At 73.3% G+C, this 25945-nt stretch carries 21 protein-coding genes; 10 read left to right on the top strand and 11 right to left on the bottom strand.

Annotation, left to right across the window (positions count from 1 at the left end):
- Nucleotides 1–83: 83 nt before the first annotated feature.
- The 4 genes from ACZ6W9_RS15960 to ACZ6W9_RS15945 form a co-directional block, all read right to left on the bottom strand.
- Complete coding sequence (locus ACZ6W9_RS15960) at nt 84–1214, bottom strand: acetate/propionate family kinase (protein WP_389959952.1); 1131 nt, start codon at nt 1212–1214, stop codon at nt 84–86.
- Nucleotides 1215–1286: 72 nt separating this feature from the next.
- Nucleotides 1287–3332 (bottom strand): phosphate acetyltransferase, encoded by a 2046-nt coding sequence (gene pta / locus ACZ6W9_RS15955; protein ID WP_389959950.1) that lies wholly within the window; start codon nt 3330–3332, stop codon nt 1287–1289.
- A gap of 159 nt (nt 3333–3491) precedes the next feature.
- A complete protein-coding gene (locus tag ACZ6W9_RS15950) occupies nt 3492–4424 on the bottom strand; it encodes an alpha/beta hydrolase (RefSeq protein ID WP_389959947.1) in 933 nt (310 codons plus the stop codon).
- A 220-nt stretch (nt 4425–4644) separates the two neighbouring features.
- On the bottom strand, nt 4645–5619 hold the full coding sequence (locus ACZ6W9_RS15945) for an AMP-binding protein (protein WP_470118295.1): 975 nt from the start codon (nt 5617–5619) through the stop codon (nt 4645–4647).
- 350 nt (nt 5620–5969) lie between these two features.
- On the opposite strand from ACZ6W9_RS15945, the gene typA reads away from it, so the two are divergent.
- Together typA and ACZ6W9_RS15935 are read left to right on the top strand one after the other, a co-directional pair.
- Complete coding sequence (typA, locus tag ACZ6W9_RS15940; RefSeq protein ID WP_389959944.1) at nt 5970–7823, top strand: translational GTPase TypA; 1854 nt, start codon at nt 5970–5972, stop codon at nt 7821–7823.
- A 306-nt stretch (nt 7824–8129) separates the two neighbouring features.
- The gene (locus ACZ6W9_RS15935) at nt 8130–8780 is read left to right on the top strand and encodes a superoxide dismutase family protein (RefSeq protein WP_470118293.1); all 651 of its coding nucleotides are present in this window, start codon (nt 8130–8132) and stop codon (nt 8778–8780) included.
- Between the two features lie 97 nt (nt 8781–8877).
- On the opposite strand, the gene ACZ6W9_RS15930 is transcribed toward ACZ6W9_RS15935, so the two are convergent.
- Nucleotides 8878–9711 (bottom strand): polysaccharide deacetylase family protein, encoded by an 834-nt coding sequence (locus tag ACZ6W9_RS15930; RefSeq protein WP_470118291.1) that lies wholly within the window; start codon nt 9709–9711, stop codon nt 8878–8880.
- Between the two features lie 320 nt (nt 9712–10031).
- Complete coding sequence (locus tag ACZ6W9_RS15925; protein ID WP_362941434.1) at nt 10032–10607, bottom strand: helix-turn-helix domain-containing protein; 576 nt, start codon at nt 10605–10607, stop codon at nt 10032–10034.
- 85 nt (nt 10608–10692) lie between these two features.
- On the opposite strand from ACZ6W9_RS15925, the gene ACZ6W9_RS15920 reads away from it, so the two are divergent.
- Nucleotides 10693–11541: an EamA family transporter gene (locus ACZ6W9_RS15920; protein ID WP_470118289.1), complete on the top strand. Its 849-nt coding sequence runs from the start codon at nt 10693–10695 to the stop codon at nt 11539–11541.
- Between the two features lie 57 nt (nt 11542–11598).
- Here the strand turns inward: ACZ6W9_RS15920 and ACZ6W9_RS15915 are convergent, their stop codons facing one another.
- A complete protein-coding gene (locus tag ACZ6W9_RS15915) occupies nt 11599–12186 on the bottom strand; it encodes a sigma-70 family RNA polymerase sigma factor (RefSeq protein WP_389959932.1) in 588 nt (195 codons plus the stop codon).
- A gap of 277 nt (nt 12187–12463) precedes the next feature.
- Here ACZ6W9_RS15915 and ACZ6W9_RS15910 point away from each other — a divergent pair, with 277 nt between their 5' ends.
- A complete protein-coding gene (locus ACZ6W9_RS15910) occupies nt 12464–13552 on the top strand; it encodes a PLP-dependent cysteine synthase family protein (RefSeq protein WP_470118288.1) in 1089 nt (362 codons plus the stop codon).
- A gap of 111 nt (nt 13553–13663) precedes the next feature.
- Here the strand turns inward: ACZ6W9_RS15910 and ACZ6W9_RS15905 are convergent, their stop codons facing one another.
- A complete protein-coding gene (locus ACZ6W9_RS15905) occupies nt 13664–14692 on the bottom strand; it encodes an ABC transporter substrate-binding protein (RefSeq protein WP_389959926.1) in 1029 nt (342 codons plus the stop codon).
- A gap of 98 nt (nt 14693–14790) precedes the next feature.
- On the opposite strand from ACZ6W9_RS15905, the gene ACZ6W9_RS15900 reads away from it, so the two are divergent.
- The 3 genes from ACZ6W9_RS15900 (at nt 14791) to ACZ6W9_RS15890 (ending at nt 17842) form a co-directional block, all read left to right on the top strand.
- Nucleotides 14791–15846 (top strand): FecCD family ABC transporter permease, encoded by a 1056-nt coding sequence (locus tag ACZ6W9_RS15900; protein ID WP_389959922.1) that lies wholly within the window; start codon nt 14791–14793, stop codon nt 15844–15846.
- A gap of 68 nt (nt 15847–15914) precedes the next feature.
- Nucleotides 15915–17000, top strand: a complete 1086-nt coding sequence (locus ACZ6W9_RS15895; RefSeq protein WP_470118287.1) for a FecCD family ABC transporter permease — start codon at nt 15915–15917, stop codon at nt 16998–17000.
- A 59-nt stretch (nt 17001–17059) separates the two neighbouring features.
- Nucleotides 17060–17842 (top strand): ABC transporter ATP-binding protein, encoded by a 783-nt coding sequence (locus tag ACZ6W9_RS15890; protein WP_389959916.1) that lies wholly within the window; start codon nt 17060–17062, stop codon nt 17840–17842.
- A 66-nt stretch (nt 17843–17908) separates the two neighbouring features.
- On the opposite strand, the gene ACZ6W9_RS15885 is transcribed toward ACZ6W9_RS15890, so the two are convergent.
- Nucleotides 17909–18823 carry a LysR family transcriptional regulator gene (locus ACZ6W9_RS15885; RefSeq protein WP_389959913.1) on the bottom strand — a complete coding sequence of 305 codons (915 nt, stop codon included), beginning with the start codon at nt 18821–18823 and terminating at the stop codon, nt 17909–17911.
- A 153-nt stretch (nt 18824–18976) separates the two neighbouring features.
- Here ACZ6W9_RS15885 and ACZ6W9_RS15880 point away from each other — a divergent pair, with 153 nt between their 5' ends.
- The 3 genes from ACZ6W9_RS15880 to ACZ6W9_RS15870 all read left to right on the top strand — a co-directional run bounded on the left by ACZ6W9_RS15880 (nt 18977) and on the right by ACZ6W9_RS15870 (nt 24350).
- Entirely contained in the window at nt 18977–19918 is a 942-nt protein-coding gene (locus ACZ6W9_RS15880; protein ID WP_470118285.1) for a zinc-binding dehydrogenase, read from the top strand.
- Nucleotides 19915–20916, top strand: a complete 1002-nt coding sequence (locus ACZ6W9_RS15875) for an alpha/beta hydrolase family protein (RefSeq protein ID WP_470118283.1) — start codon at nt 19915–19917, stop codon at nt 20914–20916. Before ACZ6W9_RS15880 ends, ACZ6W9_RS15875 begins: the two co-directional genes overlap by 4 nt.
- A 209-nt stretch (nt 20917–21125) precedes the next feature.
- A complete protein-coding gene (locus tag ACZ6W9_RS15870) occupies nt 21126–24350 on the top strand; it encodes a penicillin acylase family protein (RefSeq protein ID WP_389960318.1) in 3225 nt (1074 codons plus the stop codon).
- A 229-nt stretch (nt 24351–24579) separates the two neighbouring features.
- Here the strand turns inward: ACZ6W9_RS15870 and ACZ6W9_RS15865 are convergent, their stop codons facing one another.
- Together ACZ6W9_RS15865 and ACZ6W9_RS15860 are read right to left on the bottom strand one after the other, a co-directional pair.
- On the bottom strand, nt 24580–25185 hold the full coding sequence (locus tag ACZ6W9_RS15865) for a YdeI/OmpD-associated family protein (RefSeq protein ID WP_389959905.1): 606 nt from the start codon (nt 25183–25185) through the stop codon (nt 24580–24582).
- A 169-nt stretch (nt 25186–25354) separates the two neighbouring features.
- The gene (locus ACZ6W9_RS15860; RefSeq protein ID WP_470118281.1) at nt 25355–25792 is read right to left on the bottom strand and encodes a carboxymuconolactone decarboxylase family protein; all 438 of its coding nucleotides are present in this window, start codon (nt 25790–25792) and stop codon (nt 25355–25357) included.
- Nucleotides 25793–25945 lie beyond the last annotated feature (153 nt).

The raw sequence follows: 25945 nt of genomic DNA, 5'->3' as shown, positions 1-25945 counted from the left end.
AGGGGCCGGGCCGCCACGGCCCGGCGGACGAGGCGGTCAGGCGGACCCGCCTCACAGGTCTCCGGCGGGTCCCGGACGGACCCTCACCGGCGCCGTTCGACCACCTCGAGGGTCTGACGGGCGATCTCCAGCTCCTCGTCCGTGGGGATCACCGCCACCCGCACCGGGGAGCCGTCTGCCGAGACGATCCGCTCCCCGCGCGCGTTGCGGCCGGGGTCGAGCACGATGCCCAGCCGCTCCAGCCCGGACAGGGCCCGTTCCCGGACCGGCGCGGAGTTCTCCCCCACGCCGCCGGTGAACGCGATCACGTCCACCGTGCCGAGCACCGCGTAGTAGGCGCCCACGTACTTGCGCAGCCGGTGGCAGTAGACCGACATGGCCAGCTCGGCGGCCGGGTCTCCGGCGGTCAGCCGCTCCTGCACCGCGCGCATGTCGTTGTCGCCGCACAATCCGAGCAGGCCGGAGCGCCGGTTGAGCAGCGTGTCGATCTCCTCCGGGGTCATCCCCGCGGTCCGGGTGAGGTAGAGGAGCGCCCCCGGGTCGATGTCACCGCTCCGGGTGCCCATGACCAGGCCCTCCAGCGGGGTCATGCCCATCGAGGTGTCCACGCAGCGCCCGCCGGACACCGCCGAGGCGCTGGCCCCGTTGCCCAGGTGCAGCACGATCACACCGGCCGACGGCGTCCCCGCCAGGCGGGCCGCCTCGCGGGAGACGTAGGCGTGCGAGGTGCCGTGGAAGCCGTAGCGGCGGATCCTCCACCGCTCGGCCAACTCCCGGTCGATCGCGTAGGCCGTGGCGGCCGGGGGGATCGTGGCGTGGAAGGCGGTGTCGAAGACCGCGACCTGCGGCAGGTCCGGTCGGAGCCGCCGCACGGCCTCGATGCCGGCCAGACCGGCCGGGTTGTGCAGCGGGGCGAGCGGGATCAGCTCCTCGATCTTCCTGACCACCTCGTCGGTGATCAGGGTGGGTTCGGTGAAGGTGACGCCGCCGTGCACCACCCGGTGCCCGACCGCGGTCAGCTCCGGTGAGTCGATCCCCAGGCCCCGCTCGGCCAGCTCGGCGCCGACCAGCTTCAGCGCCGCCTCGTGGTCGGGCACCGGGGAGCCGGGCTCGCCGATCCGCTCCACCGTGCCGGACGCCAGCCGCTCGTCGCCCTCCAGCAGCCGGTACTTCACCGAGGAGGATCCGCTGTTGACCACCAGTACGCGTCCCACCGCTCCCTCTTCCCTCTCCGCTCCGCCCGCCTGTCCCCGCCTGTCCCCATCGGCCCACGGCCCGCCACGCGCCTACCCGGCGCCCTCCTGCGCCTGGATGGCGGTGATGGCGACCGTGCTGACGATGTCGGCGACCAGCGCGCCCCGCGACAGGTCGTTCACCGGCTTGCGCAGCCCCTGCAGGACCGGCCCGATCGCCACGGCCCCGGCGGAGCGCTGCACCGCCTTGTAGGTGTTGTTGCCGGTGTTGAGGTCGGGGAAGATCAGTACGGTGGCCCGCCCGGCGACCTCGGAGCCGGGCAGCTTGGCCGCGGCGACCCGGGGGTCCACGGCCGCGTCGTACTGGATCGGCCCCTCCACCAGCAGGTCCGGCGCCCGCCGGGCCACCAGGGCGGTGGCCTCGCGGACCTTGTCCACGTCGGCGCCCCGGCCGGAGGCTCCGGTGGAGTACGACAGCATCGCCACCCGCGGCTCGACGCCGAACCGCTCCGCCGTACGGGCCGAGGAGACGGCGATGTCGGCGAGCTGCCCGGCGTCCGGGTCGGGGTTGATCGCGCAGTCGCCGTAGACGAGCACCCGGTCGGCCAGGCACATGAAGAACACCGACGAGACGATCGAGGTGCCGGGGACCGTCCTGATGATCTGGAAGGCGGGCAGGATCGTGGCCGCGGTGGTGTGCGCGGCGCCGGAGACCATGCCGTCCACCATGCCGCGGTGCAGCATCATCGTGCCGAAGAAGTTGACGTCGCCGACCACGTCGCGGGCCCGTTCCAGGGTCATCCCCTTGTGCGCCCGCAGCGCCGCGTACTCCTCGGCGAACGGCTCGCGCAGCGGGGACGTCAGCGGATCGACGACGGTCACGCCGGACAGGTCGAGGCCGAGGGCGCCGATGCGCCTTCTGACCGCCTCCTCCCGCCCCAGCAGGGTGAGGTCCACGATGCCGCGGCGCAGCAGGACGTCGGCGGCCCGCAGGACGCGGTCCTCCTCCCCCTCCGGGAGCACGATGTGCCGCCGGTCGGCGCGGGCCCGCTCCAGCAGGGTGTGCTCGAACATCATCGGCGTGATCCGCTCGGAGCGGGCCAGCTCGATCCGGTCGGCCAGGTCGGCGGTGTCCACGTGGGCCTCGAAGTGGCCGAGCGCCGTATCGATCTTGCGGGGGTTGTCGGCGGTGAGCCGGCCCTCCAGCCCGGCCAGCACGGTCGCGACCGTGAAACTGTCCGCGGCGGCCGACAGCACCGGAAGTCCCGGTGCGAGGCGGGCGGTGAGGTCCCTGACCGCCTCGGTCGGCCTCTCCCCCAGGGTCAGCACCACGCCGGACGGCCTGGCCGTGCCCGCCGCCTCCGCCGCGGCCGAGGCGAGCAGCAGGTCGGCGCGGTCACCCGGGGTGATCGTCAGCGCCCCGTCGGCCAGGTGTTCCAGGAACAGCGGCAGCATGGCGCCGCCGAAGACGAACCCGAACACGTCGCGGCGCAGCCCGTCGTCGTCGCCCTGGACGTGCTCGGCGTCCACGGCCAGCATCACCTGGCCGACGGTCGGCGCCGACAGCGACGGGTTCTCGGGGATGGCGTAGCAGGGCACGGGCAGGCCGGGCCGTACGGTCACCCCCTCGGGCACCCGGTTGGCGACCACCGCGAGCACCGTGCCGCCCAGGTCGGAGAAGACCTGGTGGGCGGTGCGCATCTCCATCTCGGCCTCGTCGGAGCGGTCGCCGTGCGCGCCCACCACCACGATCACCGGCGCGCCGAACTCCGCGGCCAGGCGCGCGTTGAACGCCGTCGCGGGCGGCAGGGCCTCGGTGTCGAACGAGGCGCCCAGCACCAGCAGCGCGTCGCACTCCGTCTCCAGCGTGTGGAAGTGGCCGACCAGCCGGCTGACGAGTTCCTCGGCGCCGTGCCGGGTGTAGACCTCGGCGGCGGCCGCGGCCGTCATCCCGACCGCCGAGACCGCGGGGCTGTAGCGGGCGGTGAGCAGTTCGAGGGTCCGGTCCTCGCCGTCCCGGGAGATCGGCCGGAAGACCCCGGCCCGGCCCACCCGGCGGGTGAGCAGCTCCATCAGGCCGAGCTCGACGATCTGCCTGCCGTCACCGCGGCCCAGACCGGTCACGTAGATGCTCCGCATGGACGCCCGCTCCTCCCTCCGGCGCGATGCCGCGCAGGACCCGTGAGGCCCGTGGGACCCGTCGGACCCGTGGGCGGCGGTCCTCGTGGCCCGCGGTCCTCAGGACCCGCGGCCCGTAGAACCCGTAAGACTCGTAAGAGGAGTAAACACCCTCGGTGATCAGGTGTTGGCGCTGACCCACGCGCCGATCCGGCGGATCAGCTCCGGCGTGGCCGCCGTCTCGGCGTGGCCGAACCCGGGTTCGATCCACAGTTCCCTGGGGTCGCGGGCGGCGCCGTACAGCTGGAGGGCGTGCTCGACCGGGAAGAAGGAGTCGGCGTCGCCGTGCACGACCAGCAGCGGCGTCGGCGTGATCGTCGCGGCGGCCTCGTAGGGCGCCAGCGGCACCGGGTCCCAGCCTTCCTTGCGGATCCGGGTGCCCCGGCCCACCCGCGCGGCCCACCGGCCCAGCCGCCGCTCGATCGCCCAGTGCACCTGCCGCATCGGCTTGGTGCCGCGGTAGTACCACCGGGCCGGGGAGCTGACCGAGATCACGGCGTCGACCCGTCCCCGCCCGTCGGTGAGCGCGGCGTTCACGAGGTCCGGGCCCGGCCCGCCCCCGCCCGCGACCACCGCGCCGCCGTCCGGGTCCATCGGCCCGTCCATGACCGGGCTCAGCACCGCGCCGGCGCTCAGGCCGCCGCCGGCGCCGCTCAGCAGCCCGTCCCCGGCCGGGCCCACCATCGCCCCGCCGGTCCCGCCGGAGCGCGCCGCGCCGCGCAGCCCCGCGTGCCGCACGACCACGGCGGCGCCCATGGAGAACCCGACGGTGGCCACGCGGGTGTACCCGATCATCCTGGCGTGCCGTACGGCGGCCTCCAGGTCGAGGACCTCCAGGTCGCCGACCGTCGACAGGCCCCCGGAACGGCCGTGCCCGCGGAAGTCGAAGGACACGACGCCGCCGAACTCGCTGAGCACGTGGGTGATCCGCCGGGTGGTGAGCTCCCTGAGCGAGCCGGTGAACCCGTGCGCCACGACGATGCCCAGGTCCGCCGGGCCACGCGAGGGCGTGTGCGCGGCGTCGATCCGGACGTCGTCCTCTGTCATGAACATCGCGGCGAAAGATGGCGCGAAAGACATGTTCCGAGCTTAGAACGTGAGGTCAGGGCTCCTTCCCGCGACCGGGATCCCACGGGCCGCGGGACGCGGGAGGCCCCGCGGCGCAGGGGATCCAGCAGCCGGGGTGAGGCGCGGATGCCTCCGGTGTCCTCTGGCCCTCCGATCGGCCCCTCCGGTGCCGGCCGGGGGTGGGCGCCGCGATCCCGGGGCCGGGTCAGCCCCGGGGGATGACGAGCTCCGTCGACCGGCCGTACGCCGACACGGTGACCCGCGGCCAGCGGCTCCCGGCCGGCCGCGTGAGCGCCCACGGCGGCACCGCGGCGACGGTGACGCCGTACTCCTCGATGAGCGCCCGGCACTCGCCCGGCGTGGCGCCCGGGGCCGCGACGACGTGCGCCCCGCCCATCAGCGCCAGGTCGAACAGGACGGTCTGGGCCCGCGGCTCGGTGGTGGCGACGAGCACGCGGTCGCGCTCCCTGAGCATCGCCTCCGGGGCCAGCCGCAGCAGCTCGGCCACCACCCCGGCGTGGCTGATCACCCGCCTGCCGTCGAAGGTCAGCGCGGGCGCCTCGGCCCCGCCGCGCGACCGGACGGCCGCGCTACGCCGGGGCGGGAGACCAGGCCCGCGACGCGGCGGTGCGCTCGGCCCCCGCTGCGGCGGCACACTCGGCCCGCGCCGCGGCTGGACGCCGGGATCGCGCTGCGGCGGGACCACGGGCCCGCGGCGCGACGGGAGACCCGGACCGTCCGGCCGGGGGGACGCCACCTCCTCCAGGGTCTCCAGGGTTTCCAGGGCCTCCAGGGTGAGGATCTGCCGGACGCGGGACTCGCCGGCGACCCTCATCGACCGCTCGGCCTGCGCCCGGTCGGTGATCATCATCCGCGCGTGACTCGCCGACAGGCACTCGTAGAAGACGTCGCGGTCCAGATCGGCCGCGAGCGGGACCACCAGCGCCCCGGCCGCCGCGGCGGCGTGCACGGCGATGGGGAAACCGGGCCCCGGGGGAAGGCGGACGACCACCCGGTCCCCGGGACCGACACCGCGGTCGCGCAGCTCCGCCGTCGCCTGGCCGACACGTCCGGCGAGCGCGGCGTAGGAGAGGACGTCGCCGGTGGCGGCGTCGGTGACCGCGGGCCGCTCCCCGCGATGTCCGGCGGCGGTCAGCACCACATCGGTCCAGGTCGGCATGAGATCACGATAGAAATTCGGGTCCCGGCGCGCATGGTCAGGAATATGCAGACGGCTGACCATTTCCGCGGGGCCCCCTGTCCCCCGGCGTCTCCCCGGTGTCTTCCGGCGTCTCCCCGGCCGCGTCGCCGTCGTCCTCCCGAAAGGCCCTTCCCCGCCTCCTTCCCGGGGGTTCGTGGCGCGGCCGCCCGCGAGTCCCGGCCGGTCGGAGCGGTCTTCCGGCCACCGGGCCGGGCCCCTACTCCCGAGAAGCATCGCGGTGGGCGTGAGAGCGATTGGCGGCATCGCCTAAAATGGGAAGGCCGCACGTTCGGCGGCCAGCCTCCACGATCACAGAGTGAGACTCCACCATGCCTTTGAACAGCCGCGACGACCTGCGGAACATCGCGATCATCGCGCACGTCGACCACGGCAAGACCACTCTCGTGGATGCCATGCTCTGGCAGTCCGGAGCCTTCCGGGCCAACCAGGACGTCGACGACCGTGTAATGGACTCCAACGACCTCGAGCGCGAGAAGGGCATCACCATTCTCGCGAAGAACACCGCCGTACGGCACGGCGGCATGACCCTCAACATCATCGACACCCCCGGCCACGCCGACTTCGGCGGCGAGGTCGAGCGCGGCCTGTCGATGGTGGACGGCGTCGTGCTGCTGGTCGACGCCTCCGAGGGCCCGCTGCCGCAGACGAGGTTCGTGCTGCGCAAGGCGTTCGCCGCGAAGATGCCGGTCATCCTGTGCATCAACAAGGTCGACCGCCCCGACGCCCGCATCAAGGAGGTCGTGGACGAGGTCTACGAGCTCTTCATGGACCTCGACGCCACCGAGGAGCAGATCGACTTCCCGATCGTCTACGCCTCGGCCAAGGCCGGCCGCGCCTCGCTGAACCGTCCCGAGGACGGCGGGATGCCCGACTCCGACGACCTGGAGCCCCTGTTCGAGGTCATCAAGGAGACGATCCCCGCCCCGACCTACGACCCCGACGCCCCGCTGCAGGCGCACGTCACCAACCTCGACGCCTCGTCCTACCTCGGCCGGATCGCGCTGTGCCGGGTGCACCAGGGCGTCATCAAGAAGGGCCAGCAGGTCGCCTGGTGCCGTACCGACGGCAGCATCCAGCGGGTGAAGATCACTGAGCTGCTGATGACCGAGGCGCTGGAGCGCAGGGCCGCCGACGAGGCCGGCCCCGGCGACATCATCGCGATCGCCGGCATCCCGGACATCATGATCGGCGAGACCCTGGCCGACCCCGACGACCCGCGCCCGCTGCCGCTGATCACCGTGGACGAGCCCGCGATCTCGATGGTCATCGGCACCAACACCTCGCCGCTGGTCGGCAAGGTCAAGGGTTCCAAGGTCACCGCCCGCATGGTCAAGGACCGCCTGGACAAGGAGCTGGTCGGCAACGTGTCGCTGCGCGTCCTGCCGACCGAGCGCCCGGACGCCTGGGAGGTGCAGGGCCGAGGCGAGCTGGCGCTGGCCATCCTCGTCGAGCAGATGCGCCGCGAGGGCTACGAGCTGACCGTCGGCAAGCCGCAGGTGGTCACCAGGGTCGTCGACGGCAAGGTGCACGAGCCGGTCGAGCGCCTGACCGTCGACTGCCCTGAGGAGTACCTCGGGGCCGTCACCCAGCTCCTGGCCGTCCGCAAGGGCCGCATGGAGCACATGACCAACCACGGCACCGGCTGGATCCGGATGGAGTTCGTGGTCCCGGCCCGCGGCCTGATCGGCTTCCGGACCGAGTTCCTGACCGAGACCCGGGGCACCGGCCTGGTGCACCACGTCTTCGAGGCGTACGAGCCGTGGTTCGGCGAGCTGCGCACCCGCAACAACGGCTCGCTGGTCGCCGACCGCTCGGGCCCGGTGACCGCGTTCGCCATGCTGAACCTCCAGGAGCGCGGCGTGCTGTTCGTGTCGCCGACCACCGAGGTCTACGAAGGCATGATCATCGGTGAGAACTCGCGCTCCGACGACATGGACGTGAACATCACCAAGGAGAAGAAGCTCACCAACATGCGCTCCTCCACCGCGGACGAGACCGAGAAGGTCATCCCGCCGCGGCAGCTCTCCCTGGAGCAGGCGCTGGAGTTCATCCGCGAGGACGAGTGCGTGGAGATCACCCCCGAGGCGGTGCGCATCCGCAAGGTCGTCCTTGACGCCGCCACCCGGGGCCGTTCCGCCGCCCGCGCCAAGCGCGGCAGCTGAGCCCTCCCGCCCCCGGCCCACACCGGGTACGGTGACCGGTTCCGCCGCCCCGCCCCCTCGGGCGGGGCGGCGTGCCGTCCTCTCCCGAACCCCCGGATCCCTCAGAACCCCTCCGGATCCCTCCGGATCGCCAGGACCCGGGACGGACCCGCCCGGACCGGTATGGGGCCCGCCGCCCGCCCGGCGAGCGGGGCGCGGTCCTTTCCCCTCCCTTTCCCCACCGCGTGATTGTCACCTGATCTTCGAGGTAGGAGACTCGCAGGGCGCTTCCCGCGCCGCGGGGAGCGGACGAATTCGGGGGAGATCATGCTTCGTGGAATCCATCTGACGCTGGCCCTCGCGCTCGGGGCGGGCGCGGCGACCGTGGGAGCCGCCGCTCCCGCGCCCCGCCCGCCGGGCGACGGGCCGTCGGCGCGCCCGTCCGGGCCGGCCGGCGAGCCCTCGGCGGGCCCGTTCGGCGGGCAGGTCGGCGCGACCATCAAGGACGCCGACGGCCGGACGGTCGGCATGCTGCGCATCGCGGGGACCGACTCCGACAAGCCCAGGGTCGTGGTCGTCGTCAGGGACCTGACGCCTGGACAGCACGCCTTCCACATCCACGCCAAGGGCGTCTGCGACCCCAAGTCGGTCGATCCGGCGACGGGCAGCCCCTTCGCCAGCGCGGGACCGCACTTCGACCTGGACTCGGAGGCCCACCCGTACCACTCCGGCGACCTGCCGGACCTCATGGTCGGCCAGGACGGCACCGGCCGGGCCGCCCTGGTGACGGACCGCTTCCGGGTGCAGCAGCTCTTCGACGCCGACGGCAGCTCCGTCGTCATCCACGCCCTGTCCGACAACCACGCCAACATCCCCGACCGCTATCGCAGCGGGAAGGACCCGGCCGGGCCGGACGCCGAGACGCTCAAGGCCGGCGACTCCGGCAGGCGCGTCGCCTGCGGCGTGATCGAGCGCTAGCGGGCCGAGCGCCGGTAGGTCGAGCGCCGGTGAAGCGCCCGTCCGCACCGGTGGCGCGGGCGGGCCGCCGGTGCGGACGGCTGCGAGCGGCGGACGGTCATTTGTCGCGTTCCCGCTCGCTGTAGTCCATGCCGGGGCGGAGCGGCCTGCCGTACAGCTCCGAGACCGTGACGAACGCGAAGCCCCGCCGGGTGAGCTCCTTCAGGATCCGGGGGGCGGCCTCGACCGTGGTGCGGTGGATGTCGTGCATGAGCACGATGGACCCGGGCTTGATCGCGGTCGCGCGCCGCGCGACGACCGGGGTGACGCGGTCGCGCCAGTCCAGGGTGTCCACGCTCCACAGGACCTGGGCCAGCCCCATGTGCCGGGCCACGGCCGCGACCCTCTTGTCGGTGGCCCCGTACGGCGGGCGCATGAGGGTCGCCCGGACGCCGGTCCTGCGCTCGATGACCTTCTGGGTGCGGGTCAGCTCCGCCCGGACCGCGCCCTCGGACATGGCGGTGAGCTGCGGGTGGCTCCAGGTGTGGTTGCCCAGTTCGTGGCCGTCACGCACCATGCGGCGCAGCGCGCCGTCGGCGTTGGCCAGGACCATCTTCCCGACGAGGAAGAAGGTGGCCCTGGCGTGGTACCTGGCGAGGATGTCGAGCAGCTTCGCGGTGTGGTGCCCGGGGCCGTCGTCGTAGGTCAGCGCCACGCACTTGACCCGCCCGCAGTCGATCTTCCGCTTCGGGGGCGGGAGGGGGTAGCCGCGCCTGGGCCAGCCCGGCTGGATCCCGGCGAGCTTCAGGGCGAGCTCGGCGGGGTCCACCGGCCGCCGGCTGGGGGCCGCGGACGGGGCGGGGGCCGGTTCGCGGGTCTGCACGCGGTGGACGGGGGCGGCGCACGCCCCGGCCGACAGGAGAAGCGCCACCGGAACGATCCGCAGCCGCATGCCCGCCCTCCGATAATCGCGGCGGGGCGAGAGGTGATCCTGGACCGCGTCTCCCCGCACGATCTCGGCCAGTTCCTCCCACCAGGATGGGACATCGACTGGCAATTCAACGTATCGACGCGCCATTGGGGACACGCGTCCGTGGTCGGTGTACCCGGACCGCGTCGGCGCCCCACCTGTCCTCCGGGCCACGGACGCCTACTGGCCGGGCGTTTCCGGCGGGGGACGGCCTGCGGGCCCCTGCCCTCCGGGCACCTCCCGGGGCCCGGCCACAGACGCCTACCGGCCGGGTGTTCCCCGGGACCCGGCCACGGACGGGCCTACTGGTCGGGTGTCCCCCGGGGCTCGGTCACGACCATCACGAAACGCAGCGGGGCGTCGCCGAGGTTGGCGTACCGGTGCGGCCGGTCGGCGCTGAACAGGACGGCCCCGTCGGCCGGGACGAGGTGGCTCCTGCCGTGGACCGACAGGGTCAGCTCCCCCTCCAGCACGCTCAGCATCTCGCGGGTGCCCGGCGGGTGGGCGTCGCCGTCGTGGTGCTCGCCCGGGGCCAGGCGCCAGTCCCACAGCTCCAGGATCGCGGGGGCGTCGCTGCCGACCATCAGCCGGGCGGAGCTCCCCTCGCCGTGCGGGAAGGTGACGACGTCGGCGGGGGAGACCACCCGGACGACCGGCGTGTCCGCGACCTCGACCATCCGGGCGACCGTCACGCCGAGCGCGTCGGCGATGCGGGTCAGGGTGTTGATGCTGGGGTTGGTCCGCCCCTGCTCGACCTGGACGAGCATGCCCCGGCTGACGCCCGAGCGCGCGGCGAGCTCGTCGAGCGTCATGTGCCGGTGCGCGCGCTGGGCACGGACGTTGTTCGCGATGGCGCCGGTGATGGTCTCAGGATCCACCGGTTCATTGTAGTGAACCAAAGTTGCACCGCAGTGCACCTTATGTGCTGTACTTATAGTGCAACTCATTGCACCAGGAGGAGACATGACGGCGGTGGTGCTGGCGACGGCCTGCGCGGTGGTGTACGGCACCGCGGACTTCTTCGGCGGCCTGGCGACCCGGCGCTCGAAGGTCGTCATGGCGGTGGTCGTCCTGTCGCAGTTCGCGGGCCTGGTGACGGTCGGCGTCCTGCTGCCGTTCCTGCCGGGCCACCCGTCGGCGGAGGCGCTGGGCTGGGGCATGGCGGCGGGCCTGTCGGGCACCGTCGGACTGGTGCTGTTCTACCGCGCGCTCGCCACCGGGACGATGTCCGTGGTGGCGCCGATCACCGCGGTCACTTCGGCGGCGCTGCCGGTGATCTTCGGCGTGGCCACCGGGGACCGTCCGGAGCCGGTGGCGCTGGGCGGCGTGGCGCTGGCGCTGGTCGCGGTGGTGCTGGTGAGCCGCGAGTCCGCCACGGCCGAGTCCGGCCCGCGGCGCACCCCGGTCCTGGCCGCGCTCGTCGCCGGGGCGGGCTTCGGCGGCTTCTTCGTGCTGCTGGCGCAGACCCCCGATGACGGCGGCCTGTGGCCGCTGGCCGGGGCCAGGACGGTGTCGATCACCATGATCGCCCTGCTGGCCGCGGTCACCGGCCGGACTCTGCGCCCGGGGCCCGGGGTGCCGCGCATCGTGATCACGGCGGGGATGCTCGACATGGCGGCCAACGTGCTGTTCCTGCTCGCCCAGCAGCGCGGGATGCTCAGCCTCGTCGCCGTCCTGGTCTCTCTCTACCCGGTGAGCACCCTGCTGCTCGCCCGGCAGGTGCTGGGCGAGCGGCTGAACGCGGTGCAGGTCGCCGGGGTCGGCGCCACCCTGGTCGCGGTCACGCTGATCGCCGCGGCGCCGTCCCCCTGAGGATCAGGCGGCGCGGCGCCGTACCGGAGGATCAGGCGGCGCGGCGCCCGGAGAGGGTCAGGCGGCGCGGCGCTGCTCCGGCAGCCGGACCGCGCCCTCCTCGCGGGCGTAGTCGGACAGCAGGGTCCGCAGCTGGCGGCGGCCGCGGTGCAGGCGGGACATGACCGTGCCGATGGGGGTGCCCATCCGGTCGGCGATCTCCTTGTAGGCGAACCCCTCGACGTCGGCGAGGTAGACCGCCACACGGAACTCCTCGGGCAGGGTCCGCAGGGCGTTCATCACCGCGGTGTCGGGGAGCTGCTCCAGCGCCTCGGTCTCGGCGGACTTGAGCCCGGAGGACGTGTGGGACTCGGCGGCGGCGAGCTGCCAGTCCTCGATCTCCTCGGTGGCCGAGAGCTTGGGCGAGCGCTGCCTCTTGCGGTACTCGTTGATGAAGTTGTTGGTGAGGATGCGGTGCAGCCACGCCTTGAGGTTGGTGCCCTCACGGAACTGGTGGTAGGAGCTGAACGCCTTGGCCACGGTCTCCTGGACCAGGTCCTCGGCGTCCGCCGGGTTGCGGGTGAGACGCATCGCGGACGCGTAGAGCTGGTTGGTCACCGGAACGACGTCTCGCTCGAACCAGTCGTTGCGCTGCTCTTCGGTCATCGTGATCACGTAATCCCCCTCGGGCCTTCCCCCAGTAACATCCGGCACATCGCGCGATGCCCCTTCCCCTGACAGGCCATCGCATGCTCGCAGGCACGCCGTAAAGGTGCCGTTAAGAGTTCCAGCTGGTCAGGGGGTCGGCTTCTGGCTGCATCGGTGGCGGACGGACACACGCCCCACAGCCGGACAAGTCTCGTTATCGTAACATCTTTCCCTCTGAATAGTCGTAAAGTGTGTCCACACTCACATCGCCGCAGCTCACGCTACCTTTACCCCCATGCAATCCCCGATGGACCAGGTGGATCGGCACGATCCCCGTACCCGCTCCTGGGTGGCCGAGGCCATCCGCCGCGTCGAGGCCGACGCGCACCGGAGCTGTGACACCCACCTCCACGTCTTCCCCCTCCCCGCCCACTGGGGAGTGAGCCTCTACCTGAAGGACGAGTCGGTGCACCCGACCGGTTCACTCAAGCACCGGCTCGCCCGCTCCCTGTTCCTGTACGGCCTGGCCGGCGGATGGATCGGCCCGTCCACCACGGTCGTGGAGGCGTCCAGCGGCTCCACGGCGGTGAGCGAGGCGTACTTCGCCCGACTCGTCGGCCTGCCGTTCATCGCGGTGATGCCCGCCTCGACCTCGCCGGAGAAGATCGCCCTGATCGAGTTCTACGGCGGCAAGTGCCACCTCGTGGACGACCCCAAGGCGATCTACGCGGAGTCGCGCAGGCTGGCCGCCGAGACCGGCGGTCACTTCATGGACCAGTTCACCTACGCCGAGCGGGCCACCGACTGGCGCGGCAACAACAACATCGCCGAGAGCATCTTCCAGCAGATGGAGATGGAGCCCCACCCCGAGCCGGCCTGGATCGTGGTCGGCGCGGGCACCGGCGGCACGTCCTCGACGATCGGCCGCTACATCCGCTACCGCCGCCACCTCACCCGCCTGGCCGTGGTCGACCCCGAGGGGTCGGCCTTCTACCCCGCCTGGGAGAGCGGCGACACCGCGGTCACCGCCCCGGGCTCGCGCATCGAGGGCATCGGCCGCCCCCGGGTGGAGCCCTCCTTCATGCCCGAGGTCATCGACCGCATGATCCGCGTGCCCGACGCGCTGTCCGTCGCGGCCATGCGCTGGGTCCGGGAGGTCACCGGCCGCGACGTCGGCGGCTCCACCGGCACCAACGTGGCGGCGGCCGTGCGGATCCTGCGCGAGATGCGCGCGGCGGGCGAGCGGGGCAGCGTCGTCACGCTGTTCTGCGACGGCGGCGAGCGCTACCGCGGGACGTACGACAGTGACGCCTGGCTGGCCGAGCAGGGCCTGGACATCACCCCCCACCTGCGCGACCTGCGGGCCTTCCTGTCGGAGGTGTGACGCAGGAGAGCGGACCGGGCGGCCGGGGCGTCTGCGGCCCCGCACCCGGCCGGCGGCGGGGCGCGCACTCCGCCGGCCGGGGCGTACGCGCCGTCCACCGGCCCGGCGCGCTCAGGCCGCCTTCGCCGGGTCGACCTCGAAGATCTTCGCCAGGTCGTCGAGTATGGCGTGGGCGCCCTGGATGCCGACGGCGCTCATCCACGTGGTGTCGGAGACGTCATGCCTGGCGCCCTTCAGCCGGTCCCACAGCGGGTTGGCCTCGAACTTCTTCCTGATCGGCCCGACCGACGGGTCGTCGTAGGCGGCGACGAAGATGTGGTCGGCGTCGAGCTGGGAGATGTTCTCCTGGCTGACGTCCACCGCGATGGCGTCCGCGCTGGTCGGCTGGTCCTTCGGCCGCGGGAAGCCGACGTCCTTCAGCACCAGGCCGGAGTAGGAGTTCTCCACGTAGAGGCGGACGGTCGGCTCGCCGGCGAAGCGGGCGACCGAGACGGTGGGCATCCCGCCCTCCTTCGCCTCGATCGACTCGCCGATCTTCGCGGCCCGGTCCTGGTAGGCGGTGATCCGCTGCTCGGCCAGGTCCTCCCTGCCCAGGGTGCGCCCCACGAGCCGGAGGTTCTCCTTCCAGATGGCGCCGGTGGTCTCGCTGAACACCGTCGGCGCGATCTTCGACAGCTTGTCGTAGAGCGCCTCGTGGCGGACCTTCGCCGAGACGATCAGGTCCGGCTTGAGGGCGACGATCTTCTCCAGGCTCGGCTGCTCCAGCGTGCCGACCGACGTGGCGTCCCCGGCGTGCCCGAGGACCGGGGCGAGGTAGTCGGGCAGCTTCTCCTCGATCGACCGGTAGGTGGTGTAGCCGACGACGTCGGTCTCCAGGGTCAGCACCGCGTCCACGAAGCTCTGGTCGAGTGCCACGACCCGCTTGGGCCGCGCCGGGATCTCGGTCTCGCCCATGGCGTGCTTGATCGTCCGGGGGAACGCGGCCGCGCCGGCCGTACCGCTCGCCCGCGGGCCGGACGCCTGCGCGTCCGAGCCCGGACCGGCGGCCGTGCCGGTGGACGAACCCGACCCGCAGGCGGCGAGCCCGAGGGCCAGCACGGCCCCCGCGACGCCGGCGGCCAGGGTGCGCAACACTCTCATCAGATTTTCCTTTACCGAAGCCATGCCTAATTTAGTTTAGGCATACCTAACCTGACATACTTGCCTGAAATCCGGCAACCGACCCGAGAGGAGCACGGGTGAGCACAGCGGTGACCGCCGTCCGGCCGCCCGCGCCCGGCAGGCCCCGGACGGGCCGCCCGCGCCCGCCCCTCGTGCTGGCCGGGCTGCTGGGCGCCGTGGCGGTGGCGGCCGTGCTGAGCGTCATGGTCGGCGCCCGGCCGGTGCCGCCCGCCGACGTCTGGCACGCGCTGACCGGCCCCACCGGCACCGAGAACGACATCGTCGTCTCCTCGCTGCGCGTCCCCAGGACCGCCCTCGGCCTGCTGGCCGGGGTCGCGCTCGGCGTGGCGGGCGCGCTGATGCAGGGCCACACCCGCAACCCCCTGGCCGACCCCGGACTGCTCGGCGTCACCCAGGGCGCGGCCTTCGCGATGGTGGCGGCCATCATGGTGTTCGGCGTGACGAGCCTGTACGGCTACATCTGGTTCGGCCTGGCCGGGGCGCTGGTGGCCAGCGTGGGCGTCTTCGCCCTCGGCATGGCCGGCGGCGGCCGGGGCGGCCCCACGCCGGTGACGCTGGCCCTGGCCGGCACCGCGGTCAGCGCCTTCCTCTACGCCCTCACCTCGGCCATGGTCCTGATGGACGAGCAGGCCATGGACGTCTTCCGGTTCTGGCAGGCCGGGTCGATCGCCGGCCGGGGCGCCGACGTCGCCTGGCAGGTGCTCCCGTTCGTCGCGGCCGGACTGGTCCTGGCGCTGGTCAACGCCCCGGGCCTCAACACCCTCGCGCTCGGCGAGGACGTGGCCCGTGCCCTGGGGCAGAACGTCACGCTGACCCGCACCGTCGGCGTCGCCGCGATCACGCTGCTCAGCGGCGCCGCCGTCGCGGCCTGCGGGGCACTCGCCTTCCTCGGGCTGATGGTGCCGCACCTGGCGCGTCCCCTGTCAGGACCCGACCACCGGCTGCTGCTGCCGTACTCGGGGCTGCTCGGCGCCGCGGCGCTGCTGGGCGCCGACGTGGTCGGCCGGGTCGTGGCCCGGCCCGGCGAGCTGGAGGTCGGCGTCGTGCTCGCCCTGCTGGGCGCGCCGTTCTTCGTCGCGCTGGTCAGGCGCAGGAAGCCGCTGAGTCTGTGACCTCCCCGCAGAGCCCCTCGCAGGCCCCCTCGCCGAAGCCTCCGCCCCGTCCGGAAGACGTCCCGCCCGTGACCCCCGTGACCCCCGTGCCCGTACGGCTCGCCCACGAGCGGCCGCTGCGGCTCGGCCCGGCCTCCTGGCTGCTGCGCCTGCGCTCGGCCGCCGCGTCCCTGGTCCTGCTGGCCGCCGCGGTGCTGCTGATGGCGCTGAACATGCGCATCGGCGACATCCCGATGAGCGTCGCCGAGGTGTTCCGGGCGGTCGCCGGCGGCGGGCCGGACCACTTCGTCGTGATGGAGCTGCGGCTCCCCCGCGCGCTGACCGGCGTCCTCGTCGGCGCGGCGCTGGCGCTGGCCGGCGCGATCACCCAGGCCATCGCCCGAAACCCGCTGGCCAGCCCCGACGTCCTCGGCGTCACCACCGGCTCCAGCGTCGCCGTGGTCGGGATCATCGTGACCGCGGGCAGCGCGGCGGGCGGCGCGGGCGGAGCCCTGGCGAGCGTGGGCGTCCCGCTGGTCGCCCTGGCCGGCGGGCTGGCCGGGGCGCTGGCCGTCTACCTGCTGGCCTGGCGCGGGGGCCTGGACGGCTACCGCCTCGTCCTGGTCGGCGTCGGCGTCTCGGCGGTGTTCACCAACGTCAAGTACTGGCTGCTGACCGTGGGGGACGTCACCGACAGCGGCCGGGCCATGGTGTGGATCAGCGGCTCGCTCAACGGCCGGGGCTGGGAGCACGTGGTCCCGGTCGCGATCGCGCTGGCCGTACTGGTGCCGGCGGCGCTGGCCGGCACCCGGTCGCTCGGCGCGCTGCGCTTCGGCGACGACACCGTGACCGGCCTGGGCGTGCGGACGAACCTCGCCAGGGGCCTGCTGGTCCTGGCCGCGGTGCTGCTCGCGGCGGTGGCCACCGCCGCGGCCGGTCCGATCGCCTTCGTCGCCCTGGCCTCGCCGCAGATCGCGCTGCGCGTGGCCGGGGTCGCCCAGCCGCCGCTGATCGTCTCGGCGCTGTGCGGGGCCGTCCTGGTCACCGCCGCCGACCTGGCCGCCCGTACGGTGGCCTCCCCCGCCGAGCTCCCGGTGGGCGTGGTCACTGCGGTCCTGGGCGCCCCCTACCTGATCTACCTGCTGGTCCGCGCACGCCGGGGGGCACGCGCGTGAACGGCGGGAACCGTACGGACGACCACGGAGAGCACAGAGAGCACGGAGAGGAAGCGAACGTGAGGCTGCAGGCGGTCGGCGTGAGGCTCGGCTACGGTGACCGCGTCATCGTCGACGGCCTCGACCTCGGCATCGAGGCCGGGACGGTCACCACGATCATCGGGCCCAACGGGTGCGGCAAGTCCACGCTGCTGCGCGCGCTGGGACGGCTGCTGAAGCCGTCCGGCGGCGAGGTGCTGCTGGACGGCAAGCGCATCGACCGGATGCCGACCAAGGAGGTCGCGCGGATCCTGGGCGTGCTGCCGCAGGCGCCCACGGCCCCCGAAGGGCTGACCGTGGCCGACCTGGTGGCCCGGGGCCGGCACCCGCACCAGACCTGGTACCGGCAGTGGTCGTCCGGCGACGAGGCGGCGGTCGGCGAGGCGCTGGCCATGACGGGCCTGGACGGCCTGGGCGAGCGCCCGCTGGACGAGCTGTCGGGCGGGCAGCGGCAGCGGGCGTGGATCTCGATGGCCCTGGCCCAGGGCACCGACCTGCTGCTGCTGGACGAGCCGACGACCTTCCTGGACCTCGCCCACCAGATCGAGGTGCTGGAGCTGGTGCGGCGGCTGCACGGCGAGCACGGCCGGACCGTGGTGATGGTCCTGCACGACCTCAACCTCGCGGCCCGGTACGCCGACCGGCTGGTCGCCATGCGCTCCGGCCGGGTGCTCGCGGCCGGGACGCCGCACGAGGTCCTCACCGAGCCGCTGCTGGCCGAGGTCTTCGACCTGGAGGCCAAGGTCATCGAGGACCCGGTGGCGGGCACCCCCCTGGTCGTCCCGGTCGGCGTCCGCCACTGAGCCCTTCCTGAGCCCTCCCCGGGGTCTCCGTGCGAAGTCCCCGCGCGAGGTCCCCGTACGGCGCACTCAGGGCAGCCAGTCGCGCCGCGGGTCGTACTCCAGCCACCGGTTGCGGCCCGCCTCCGCCAGGAACGCCTCCACCAGCGGTTCGATCGGCGGGTGCCCGCCGGAGCCCCGCCACAGCAGCGACCAGGCGTACAGCGGGGTCGGATCCACCAGCGGGATCGTCCGGACGCCGGGGACGTCCGGCAGGGGACAGTCGGCGGGCAGCAGCGAGAAGCAGCCGGGGTCGGCGGCGATGCGCGCGGCGAAGTGGTCGAGGCCGAGGTTGGGCCCCTGCTCCCGGGCGGTCACGCCGAAGTGGTCGGCGAAGCGGCCGAGGAAGTCGAGCCGGTCCAGCGGCCCCGGCGTCCACAGTACGCCGGCGCGCAGCCGCTCGGGCCGCAGGACCGGCTCGTCCGCCAGGGGATGGTCGGCGCTGACCACCGCGTCGACGGGTTCCAGCCGCACCAGCCGGTGGGTGAGCCCCTCCGGCAGCGGCGGATGGACCCTGCCGAACCCGATGTCGGTCTCCCCGCGCAGCAGCGCCGCCGCCACGGACGGCAGGTCGCGGGCGTGCCCCAGTTCGAGCTCCAGCCCCTCGGCGCGTTCCGCGGCGCGGGAGAGCGTGCGCATCGGCGCGTAGAGGTGGCCCCACACGTCCACCCGCAGCGGCCGGCGCTCCTCGCGCGCGGCGGCCACGGCGAGGTCCCCCGCGGCGAGCGCCTGCCGGGCGGGGGCGAGGAAACGCAGCCCGGCCGCGGTGAGCCGTACTCCCTGTCCGCCGCGGTCGAGCAGGCGCGCGCCGAGCCGGGCCTCCAGGGCGGCGATCCGCTTGGACAGGGCCTGCTGGGAGATCGAGAGCTCCGCCGCCGCCCGGCCGAAGTGCAGCTCCTCCGCGGCGAGCACGAACGCGCGGACCTGTGCCAGATCGAGATCCACGGCCCACACCCTATGACCTGGCCCGAGGGTCGATCACCGGTCCAGGTCACCCGGGCGGTCCCCCGCCACGGACCCCGGACGACAACCGGTGGTTGTGGCCTCCACCCGCCGGTTGTTGGCCGGAGCGCCCCGGCCTCCGATTCCATGACGGACATGAAGAGACTGATCCCCACCGGCGACCCGGAACGCCCGGTACGCCTCGCCGAGGACGTCCAGCCCGTCCCGGCCGCGGACGAGGCCCTGGTCAGGGTGGAGGCGTTCTCCGTCAACCGGGGAGAGACCTTCCTGCTGGAGGACCCGCGCCCGGGGTTCGTCCCGGGCAAGGACGTCGCGGGCCTGGTCGTGCAGGCGGCGGCCGACGGCTCGGGCCCGGTGGCCGGGACCCGCGTGGTGGGGCATCCGCCGTACGGGGGCTGGGCCGAGTACGTCGCGGTCCCCACCCATTCGCTCGCCGGGCTGCCCGGCTCCGTCACCTCCGTCCGGGCCGCGGCCCTGCCCCTCGCCGGGATCACCGCGCTGCGTCTGCTCCGCGCGGCCGGCGCCGTGACGGGCCGGCGGATCCTGCTCACCGGCGCCTCGGGCGGGGTGGGCCACTACGTCACCGAACTGGCCGCCGCGGCCGGAGCCGAGATCACCGCGGTGACCGCCTCGCCCGAACGCGGCCGGCGGCTGATCGAGCTGGGCGCCGCGGAGGTCGTGCACGACGTCGCCGACGCGCGCGGGCCCTTCCCGCTGGTCCTGGAGTCCACCGGCGGGACCGCCCTGCCCGTCGCCCTCGCCGCGCTGGCCCCGGGCGGCACGCTGATCTGGTACGGCCAGGCCAGCCGGACCCCGGTGACCCTCGACTTCTTCGATCTCCTCGCCGGGCCGGAGAACGCCGTGATCCGCCACTTCCACTACGCCGGCGTCCCCTACGGCGAAGACCTCGCCACGCTGGTCCGGCTGGTGGACGCCGGACGGCTGCGCCCCGAGGTCGGCCGGATCGCCGGCTGGGAGCAGGCCGCGGACCTCCTGGTCGACCTGCGGGAGAGGCGGGTGCGGGGCAAGGCCGTCCTCACCGTCGGATCCCCCCTCACTCCGAAGGAGTCGCGATGAGCGTCGCCGTGTTCGCCGAGGCCAACTTCAGCCGCGCCACCGCCGCCGGCCTCGACCCGCACGAGTACCGTCGCGTCACGGCCGGGCTCGCGTCCCTCGACGACTGGCCGGACGCCTTCGTCCGAACCGGCCGGCGCCACCTCGGCCTGGCCGGGGCGGCGGCGTCCGCGGTCTCGGCGGGCGAGCACTTCCGGACGGCCGCCAGGTGGTTCCACTTCGCCGCCCTCGTGCCGCATCCGGACCGCGCGCTCGCCGCCGGGGCGGCCGCGGAGGCCGACGCCGCCATGGGCCGCGCCCTGGAGATCCTGGAGCCCGCCGCCCGGAGGATCGAGGGCCCCGGCTTCACCGGCCGGCTCCGCGGCCCCGCCGACGCGGCCGCGACCGTCGTCATCGTGCCCGGCATGGACTCCGCCAAGGAGGAGTTCCACGCCGTCGCCGATGCGTTCCTGCGCAGGGGCGCGGCGGTGTTCGCCATGGACGGCCCCGGTCAGGGCGCGCTCGCGGCCACCACCGTCGTCCGCCCCGACTACCACCGGGTGGTGGGGGACGTCGTCGACGCCCTCGGCGTCGAGGGGATCGGCCTGGTAGGGCTCAGCCTGGGCGGCTACTACGCCGCCGAGAGCGCCGCCAGGGAGCCCCGGGTCAGGGCCGCCGTCACCGTCAGCGGCCCCTTCCGCCTCGACTGGGACGGGCTGCCCGCGTTCGTGCACGACACGCTGACCCAGCGCGCCGGCGGCATCGAGGCCGCCCGGGACTTCGCCCGCCACGTGGACCTGACGGACCTCGCCCCGCGCGTCGCCGTACCGCTGCTGGTGGTGGACGGCGGGCGGGACGCCATCCCCGGCGTGGTCAACGGTGAGCCGCTGGCCCGCCTGGCGCCGTACGGCGAGTACCTGCTCGTGCCGTACGCCGACCACCTGCTCGGCGAGGCCCACCCCGACTGGCTCCCCGCCGCGGCCGACTGGCTGATGGCGCGGCTGGGGGCGTCCGAACGCTGACGGAGTGAGCGGGGACGCCGTGCGCGCCCGCCCCGCCCCGGCCCGGCCCCGGGTGGGCGGCGAAGGCCCGGCGCCGCTGAAGGCTCGGGGGGCGGTGAAGGCCCGGCCGATGGCGGGGACGGGCGGAAGAGGCAGGCGCGGTTACCGGATGGGCTGTTGATCGGCCGGTCCCCCGGGCGTATGTTCCTCCCAACATCCGAGTGCTCCTCATGTTCTGGGGGTTCCCCGTGCACTCACGTCTCCGGCGGATGATCGCCGCCGCCTCGGCGTTCGCGATCGTCGCGCTCACCCTCCCCCTCACCTCCCCCGCCCCGGCGTCGGCGGACACCCTCGCCCCCGACGACCACTGCCTCGGCCAGTGCGCCGACATCCTGCCACCCGGCGAGAACGGCAACGCCACACTGGTGGAGATCCTCGCCAACCAGTCGCTGGGCACGATGCCCCGGCACAGCTCCGACCAGCTCGGCCGGTATGCGGACCTCGTCTCCGGCTACACCGGGCTGACCGACGAGCAGATCGCCGCGTTCTTCAACGACGCCTCCTTCGGTGTACCGGACGGGCAGGTGGAGAGCACCGTCAGCCCGCGGTCCGACGTGAAAATCGTCCGCGACCGGGCCACCGGGGTCCCGCACATCACCGGCACGACCCGCGAGGGCACCATGTTCGGCGCCGGATACGCCGGCGCGCAGGACCGGTTGTGGGTCATGGACCTGATCCGGCACGTCGGCCGGGGCGAGCTGACGCCCTTCGCCGGCGGCGCGCCCGGCAACCGCGCGCTGGAGCAGAGCGTCTGGCTCAACTCCCCCTACACCGAGGCGGACCTGCAGACGCAGCTCACCCGCCTGCGCGACTCCGGCCCCCGGGGCGCGCAGCTCTACGCCGACGTGCGGTCCTACATCGACGGCATCAACGCCTACATCGATCACTGCATGGCGGGTCGCAACTGCCCCGGCGAGTACGTCCTCACCGGCCACCTCGACGCCGTCACCAACGCGGGCGGCCCCCAGGACTTCACCATGACCGACCTCATCGCGATCTCCGGGGTGGTCGGCGGCCTGTTCGGCGGGGGCGGCGGCGCGGAGATGCAGTCCGCGCTGGTACGGGTCGCGGCCCGCGCCAAGTACGGCGTCGCCGCCGGCGACCGCGCCTGGGAGGCGTTCCGGTCGCGCAACGACCCCGAGACCACCCTCACCCTGCACGCCGGCCAGAGCTTCCCCTCGGGCGACGCGCCCGGCGCCACTGGCGTCGTCCTGCCCGACGCCGCCACGACCGCGCCGGTGGACATCACCCAGAACGAGAAGGGGTCGGCCACCGGCCCGGCCCTCACCGCCCGCTCCGGCGAGGCGGAGAAGGGCGTGCTCGGCGGGCTGACCGTGGACAACGCCAGGCCCGGGATGTCCAACGCCGTCGTGGTGTCCGGCGCCGAGTCCACCACCGGCCACCCGGTCGCGGTGTTCGGCCCGCAGACCGGCTACTTCGCCCCGCAGCTGCTCATGCTGGAGGAGCTGTCCGGGCCCGGCATCCGGGCGCGCGGCGCGGCGTTCGCCGGGCTCAACCTGTACGTGCTGCTCGGCCGGGGCACCGACTACGCCTGGAGCGCCACCTCCAGCGGCCAGGACATCACCGACACCTACGCCCTGGAGCTCTGCGAGCCCGGCGGCGGGACCCCGACCACGGCATCGGACCACTACCTCTACCGCGGCGTCTGCACGGCCATGGAGACGCTGCGCAAGACCAACTCCTGGAAGCCCACCGTCGCCGACAGCACCGCGGCGGGCTCCTACGACCTGGTGATCAAACGGACCAAGTACGGGCTGGTGACCTGGCGCGGCACCGTCGGCGGGCGGCCCACCGCCTTCGCCTCGCTGCGCTCGACCTACGGGCACGAGGCCGACTCGGCGATCGGGTTCCAGCGGTTCAACGACCCGGCGCAGATGGGCGACCCGGCGGGCTTCACCGCCGCCGCCTCCGACATCGGGTTCGCGTTCAACTGGTTCTACGTCAACTCGGCCCGCTCGGCGTACTTCATGTCGGGCAACACCCCCGTCAGGTCCGCGGTCTCCGACCCGAACCTGCCGATGACGGCCGACGCCGCCCACGAGTGGGCCGGCTTCGACCCCGACGCCCGCACCGCGACCTACACCGCCCCGGCGACCCACCCGCAGGCCGTAGACCAGGACTACTTCGTCAGCTGGAACAACAAGCAGGCCAAGGACTACGGCGCCGCCGACGGCAACTTCAGCTTCGGCCCGGTCCACCGGGTGGACCTGCTGGACGCCCCCGTCAAGGCGGCCCTGGCCGGGCCCGGCAAGCTCGACCGGGCCGGCACCGTGAAGATCATGGCCGAGGCCGCAGTCACCGACCTGCGCGGCAAGAAGGTCCTGCCCCACCTGCTGCGGGTGATCGGCGACGCCCCCGCCGACCCGGCCCTCGCCTCTGCGGTCGCCGGGCTGAAGGCATGGGCGGACTCCGGGGCGAAACGGACCGAGACCGCGCCGGGCAACCGGACGTACGCGCACGCCGCGGCGATCCGCGCGTTCGACGCCTGGTGGCCCCGGCTCGTCCAGGCCGAGTTCCGGCCCGGGATGGGCGAGGGCCTCTACCGGTCCCTGACCGGCGCCCTGCAGATCAACGAGTCCCCCTCCGGCCACCAGAACGGTGACTCGGGCTCGCCCGGCTCGGCCAACGAGGCCCAGGCGCACAAGGGCTCGTCGTTCCAGTACGGCTGGTGGGGCTACGTCAGCAAGGACCTCCGGGCCGTGCTCGGCGAACCGGTCTCCGGGCCGCTGCCCGCGAAGTACTGCGGCGACGGCACGGTGGCGGGCTGCCGGACGGTGCTGCTGGACAGCCTGGCGGCGGCGCTCGCCGAACCCGCGGCGACGACCTACCCCGCCGACGACGTCTGCGGCGCGGGCGACCAGTGGTGCGCCGACAGCGTCCGCCACTCCCCGCTCGGCGGGATCAAGCAGTCGCTGATCTCCTGGCAGAACCGGCCGACCTACCAGCAGGTCGTGTCGTTCCCCTCGCACCGGGGCGATCCGATCGGCAACCTCGCGGCCGGCCGTACGGCGAAGGCGTCCAGCTCGGAGCTGTTCCTGCTCTACCCGGCGAGCAAGGCCGTGGACGGCGATCCCGGGAGCCGCTGGTCCAGCGCCCGCAGCGACGACCAGTACCTCCAGGTGGACCTGGGCTCGCCGCAGACCGTGGCCCGGGTGCTGCTGCGCTGGGAGGACGCCTACGGCTCGGCGTACTCGATCCAGACGTCCGCCGACGGCTCGTCCTGGACGACCGTCTTCTCCACCACCACCGGGAACGGCGGCGTGGACAACGTGACGTTCGCCCCGGCGACCGCGAGATACGTCCGGATGAAGGGCACGAAACGCGCCACCTCCTACGGCTACTCGCTCTACGAGATGGAGGTCTACTCCCGCTGATCCCGGCCGGAACATGCGGACGCCTCCGGGATGGTTCCCGGAGGCGTCCGCGCGGCGGCCGTCGCCCCGTGTCATGGCCCCGTTGCAAGCCCATCTCGTCGAACGCGGCCGGACCTGTGGCTCCCGGCTCCGGGAGAATCCAGAAGCACGAGTGAGCAAGGTCCCGGGTCTGGCCGAACGCCGAGCCGCCATGTGCGTGGGCTTGGCGGAGCGAGGGGTGGGCCGGCGTTCAACCGCCGAGGGCGCGCTTTTGCGGGTGGATCGCCTCGCCGCGGGCGAGCATGTCAACGAGCCGGGTGATACGGCGGGCTCGGGTCTCGGCGCGTTTGGCGTTCGTGATCCGATAGAGAACGGCGTAGCGGTTCTGGGAGGTGAGGATGTCGAACATGGCTTGTGCCTGGGGTTTCGCGGCCAGTGCGGCGGCCAGGTCGGCCGGCACCTCGATGCCGGCTTGTCCCGCGTAGGCCGCCTCCCAGCGGCCGTCGGCCTTGGCGCGTTCGACCTCGGTCATTCCGGCCGGATGCATCCGGCCCTCGCCGATCAGACGGGTGACGATGGAAACGTTCCGCGCCGACCAGGGACTTCGCCTTCCGCGAGGGGTGAAGCGCCGGCAGAAGGTGATCTCATCCCGCCGTCGTAGCCGACCGTCGATCCAGCCGTGGCAGAGGGCTTCGTCGAGCGCCTGGTCATAGGTCAGGCTGGTGGGCCGGGTCGTGTTTCGCTTGGCGAGGACCAGCCACACCCCTGCCGAGCTGTCGTGGTGCCTGCCGAGCCACTCCCGCCAGGCTCGGGCATCGGTGACGGTCAGTTCCGGTGGTTCGTCGCTCATCGTCATGCGCCCCTGATGATCATAGAAGGGATGGTTGCCGGCGGTCACCCGAAGGTGGAAGCCCAGGACGGGGACCTGCCGGAAGCGGCGCCGGATCGGCCGGCGAGGAGCCGGCCGATCACGTCCTTCACCACGCCGCCACCGCGGCCTCTGGCCGGATGGCGCCCGCCCGCCTTCACCAGGCCTTGCCGGCCTGCTCCCGGATCGTGTGGTTGATCCGGTTGAAGAAGTTGGTGAGTGCGATGTTCAGAATGATCGCCGACATCTGGTTCTCGTCGAAGTAGGTGGCGGCGGCATCCCAGATCTCGTCGGTCACCCCCGGCGCGCCGTCCTGGATCCGGGTGGCGGCCTCGGTCAGCGCGAGCGCCGCCCGCTCCTCCTCGGTGAAGAACGGGGCCTCGCGCCAGGCGACCACGTTGTGCAGCCGCTCCTCGGTCTCGCCATGCTTCTTCGCAGACTGGACGCCGGCGAACACACACGGGCTGCAGCCGTTGACCTGGCTGGCCCGCAGATGGACCAGCTCGAGCACGAGCGGGTCGACGCCACCGGCGTGAATCGCCTTCTGGAGATGCTGAATCGCCGTGATCACATCGGGATTCGCCACGCTCTTCATACGTGCTTCCATGGATCCTGCCCCTCATCGGTTACGTGCGCCCACCCTGGCCCGTCATCTGAGGCGCCCTGGCGGAGGTCATCGCCGTAATGGACTTCTCGGCCGAGGAGTTCCCGGCCACGCGGTGACGTTACGGTATGACCCGGTCAGAAA

It is taken from the genome of Streptosporangium sp. NPDC053982, from assembly GCF_055585205.1.
This window is presented reverse-complemented; position numbering and strand designations above follow the sequence as displayed.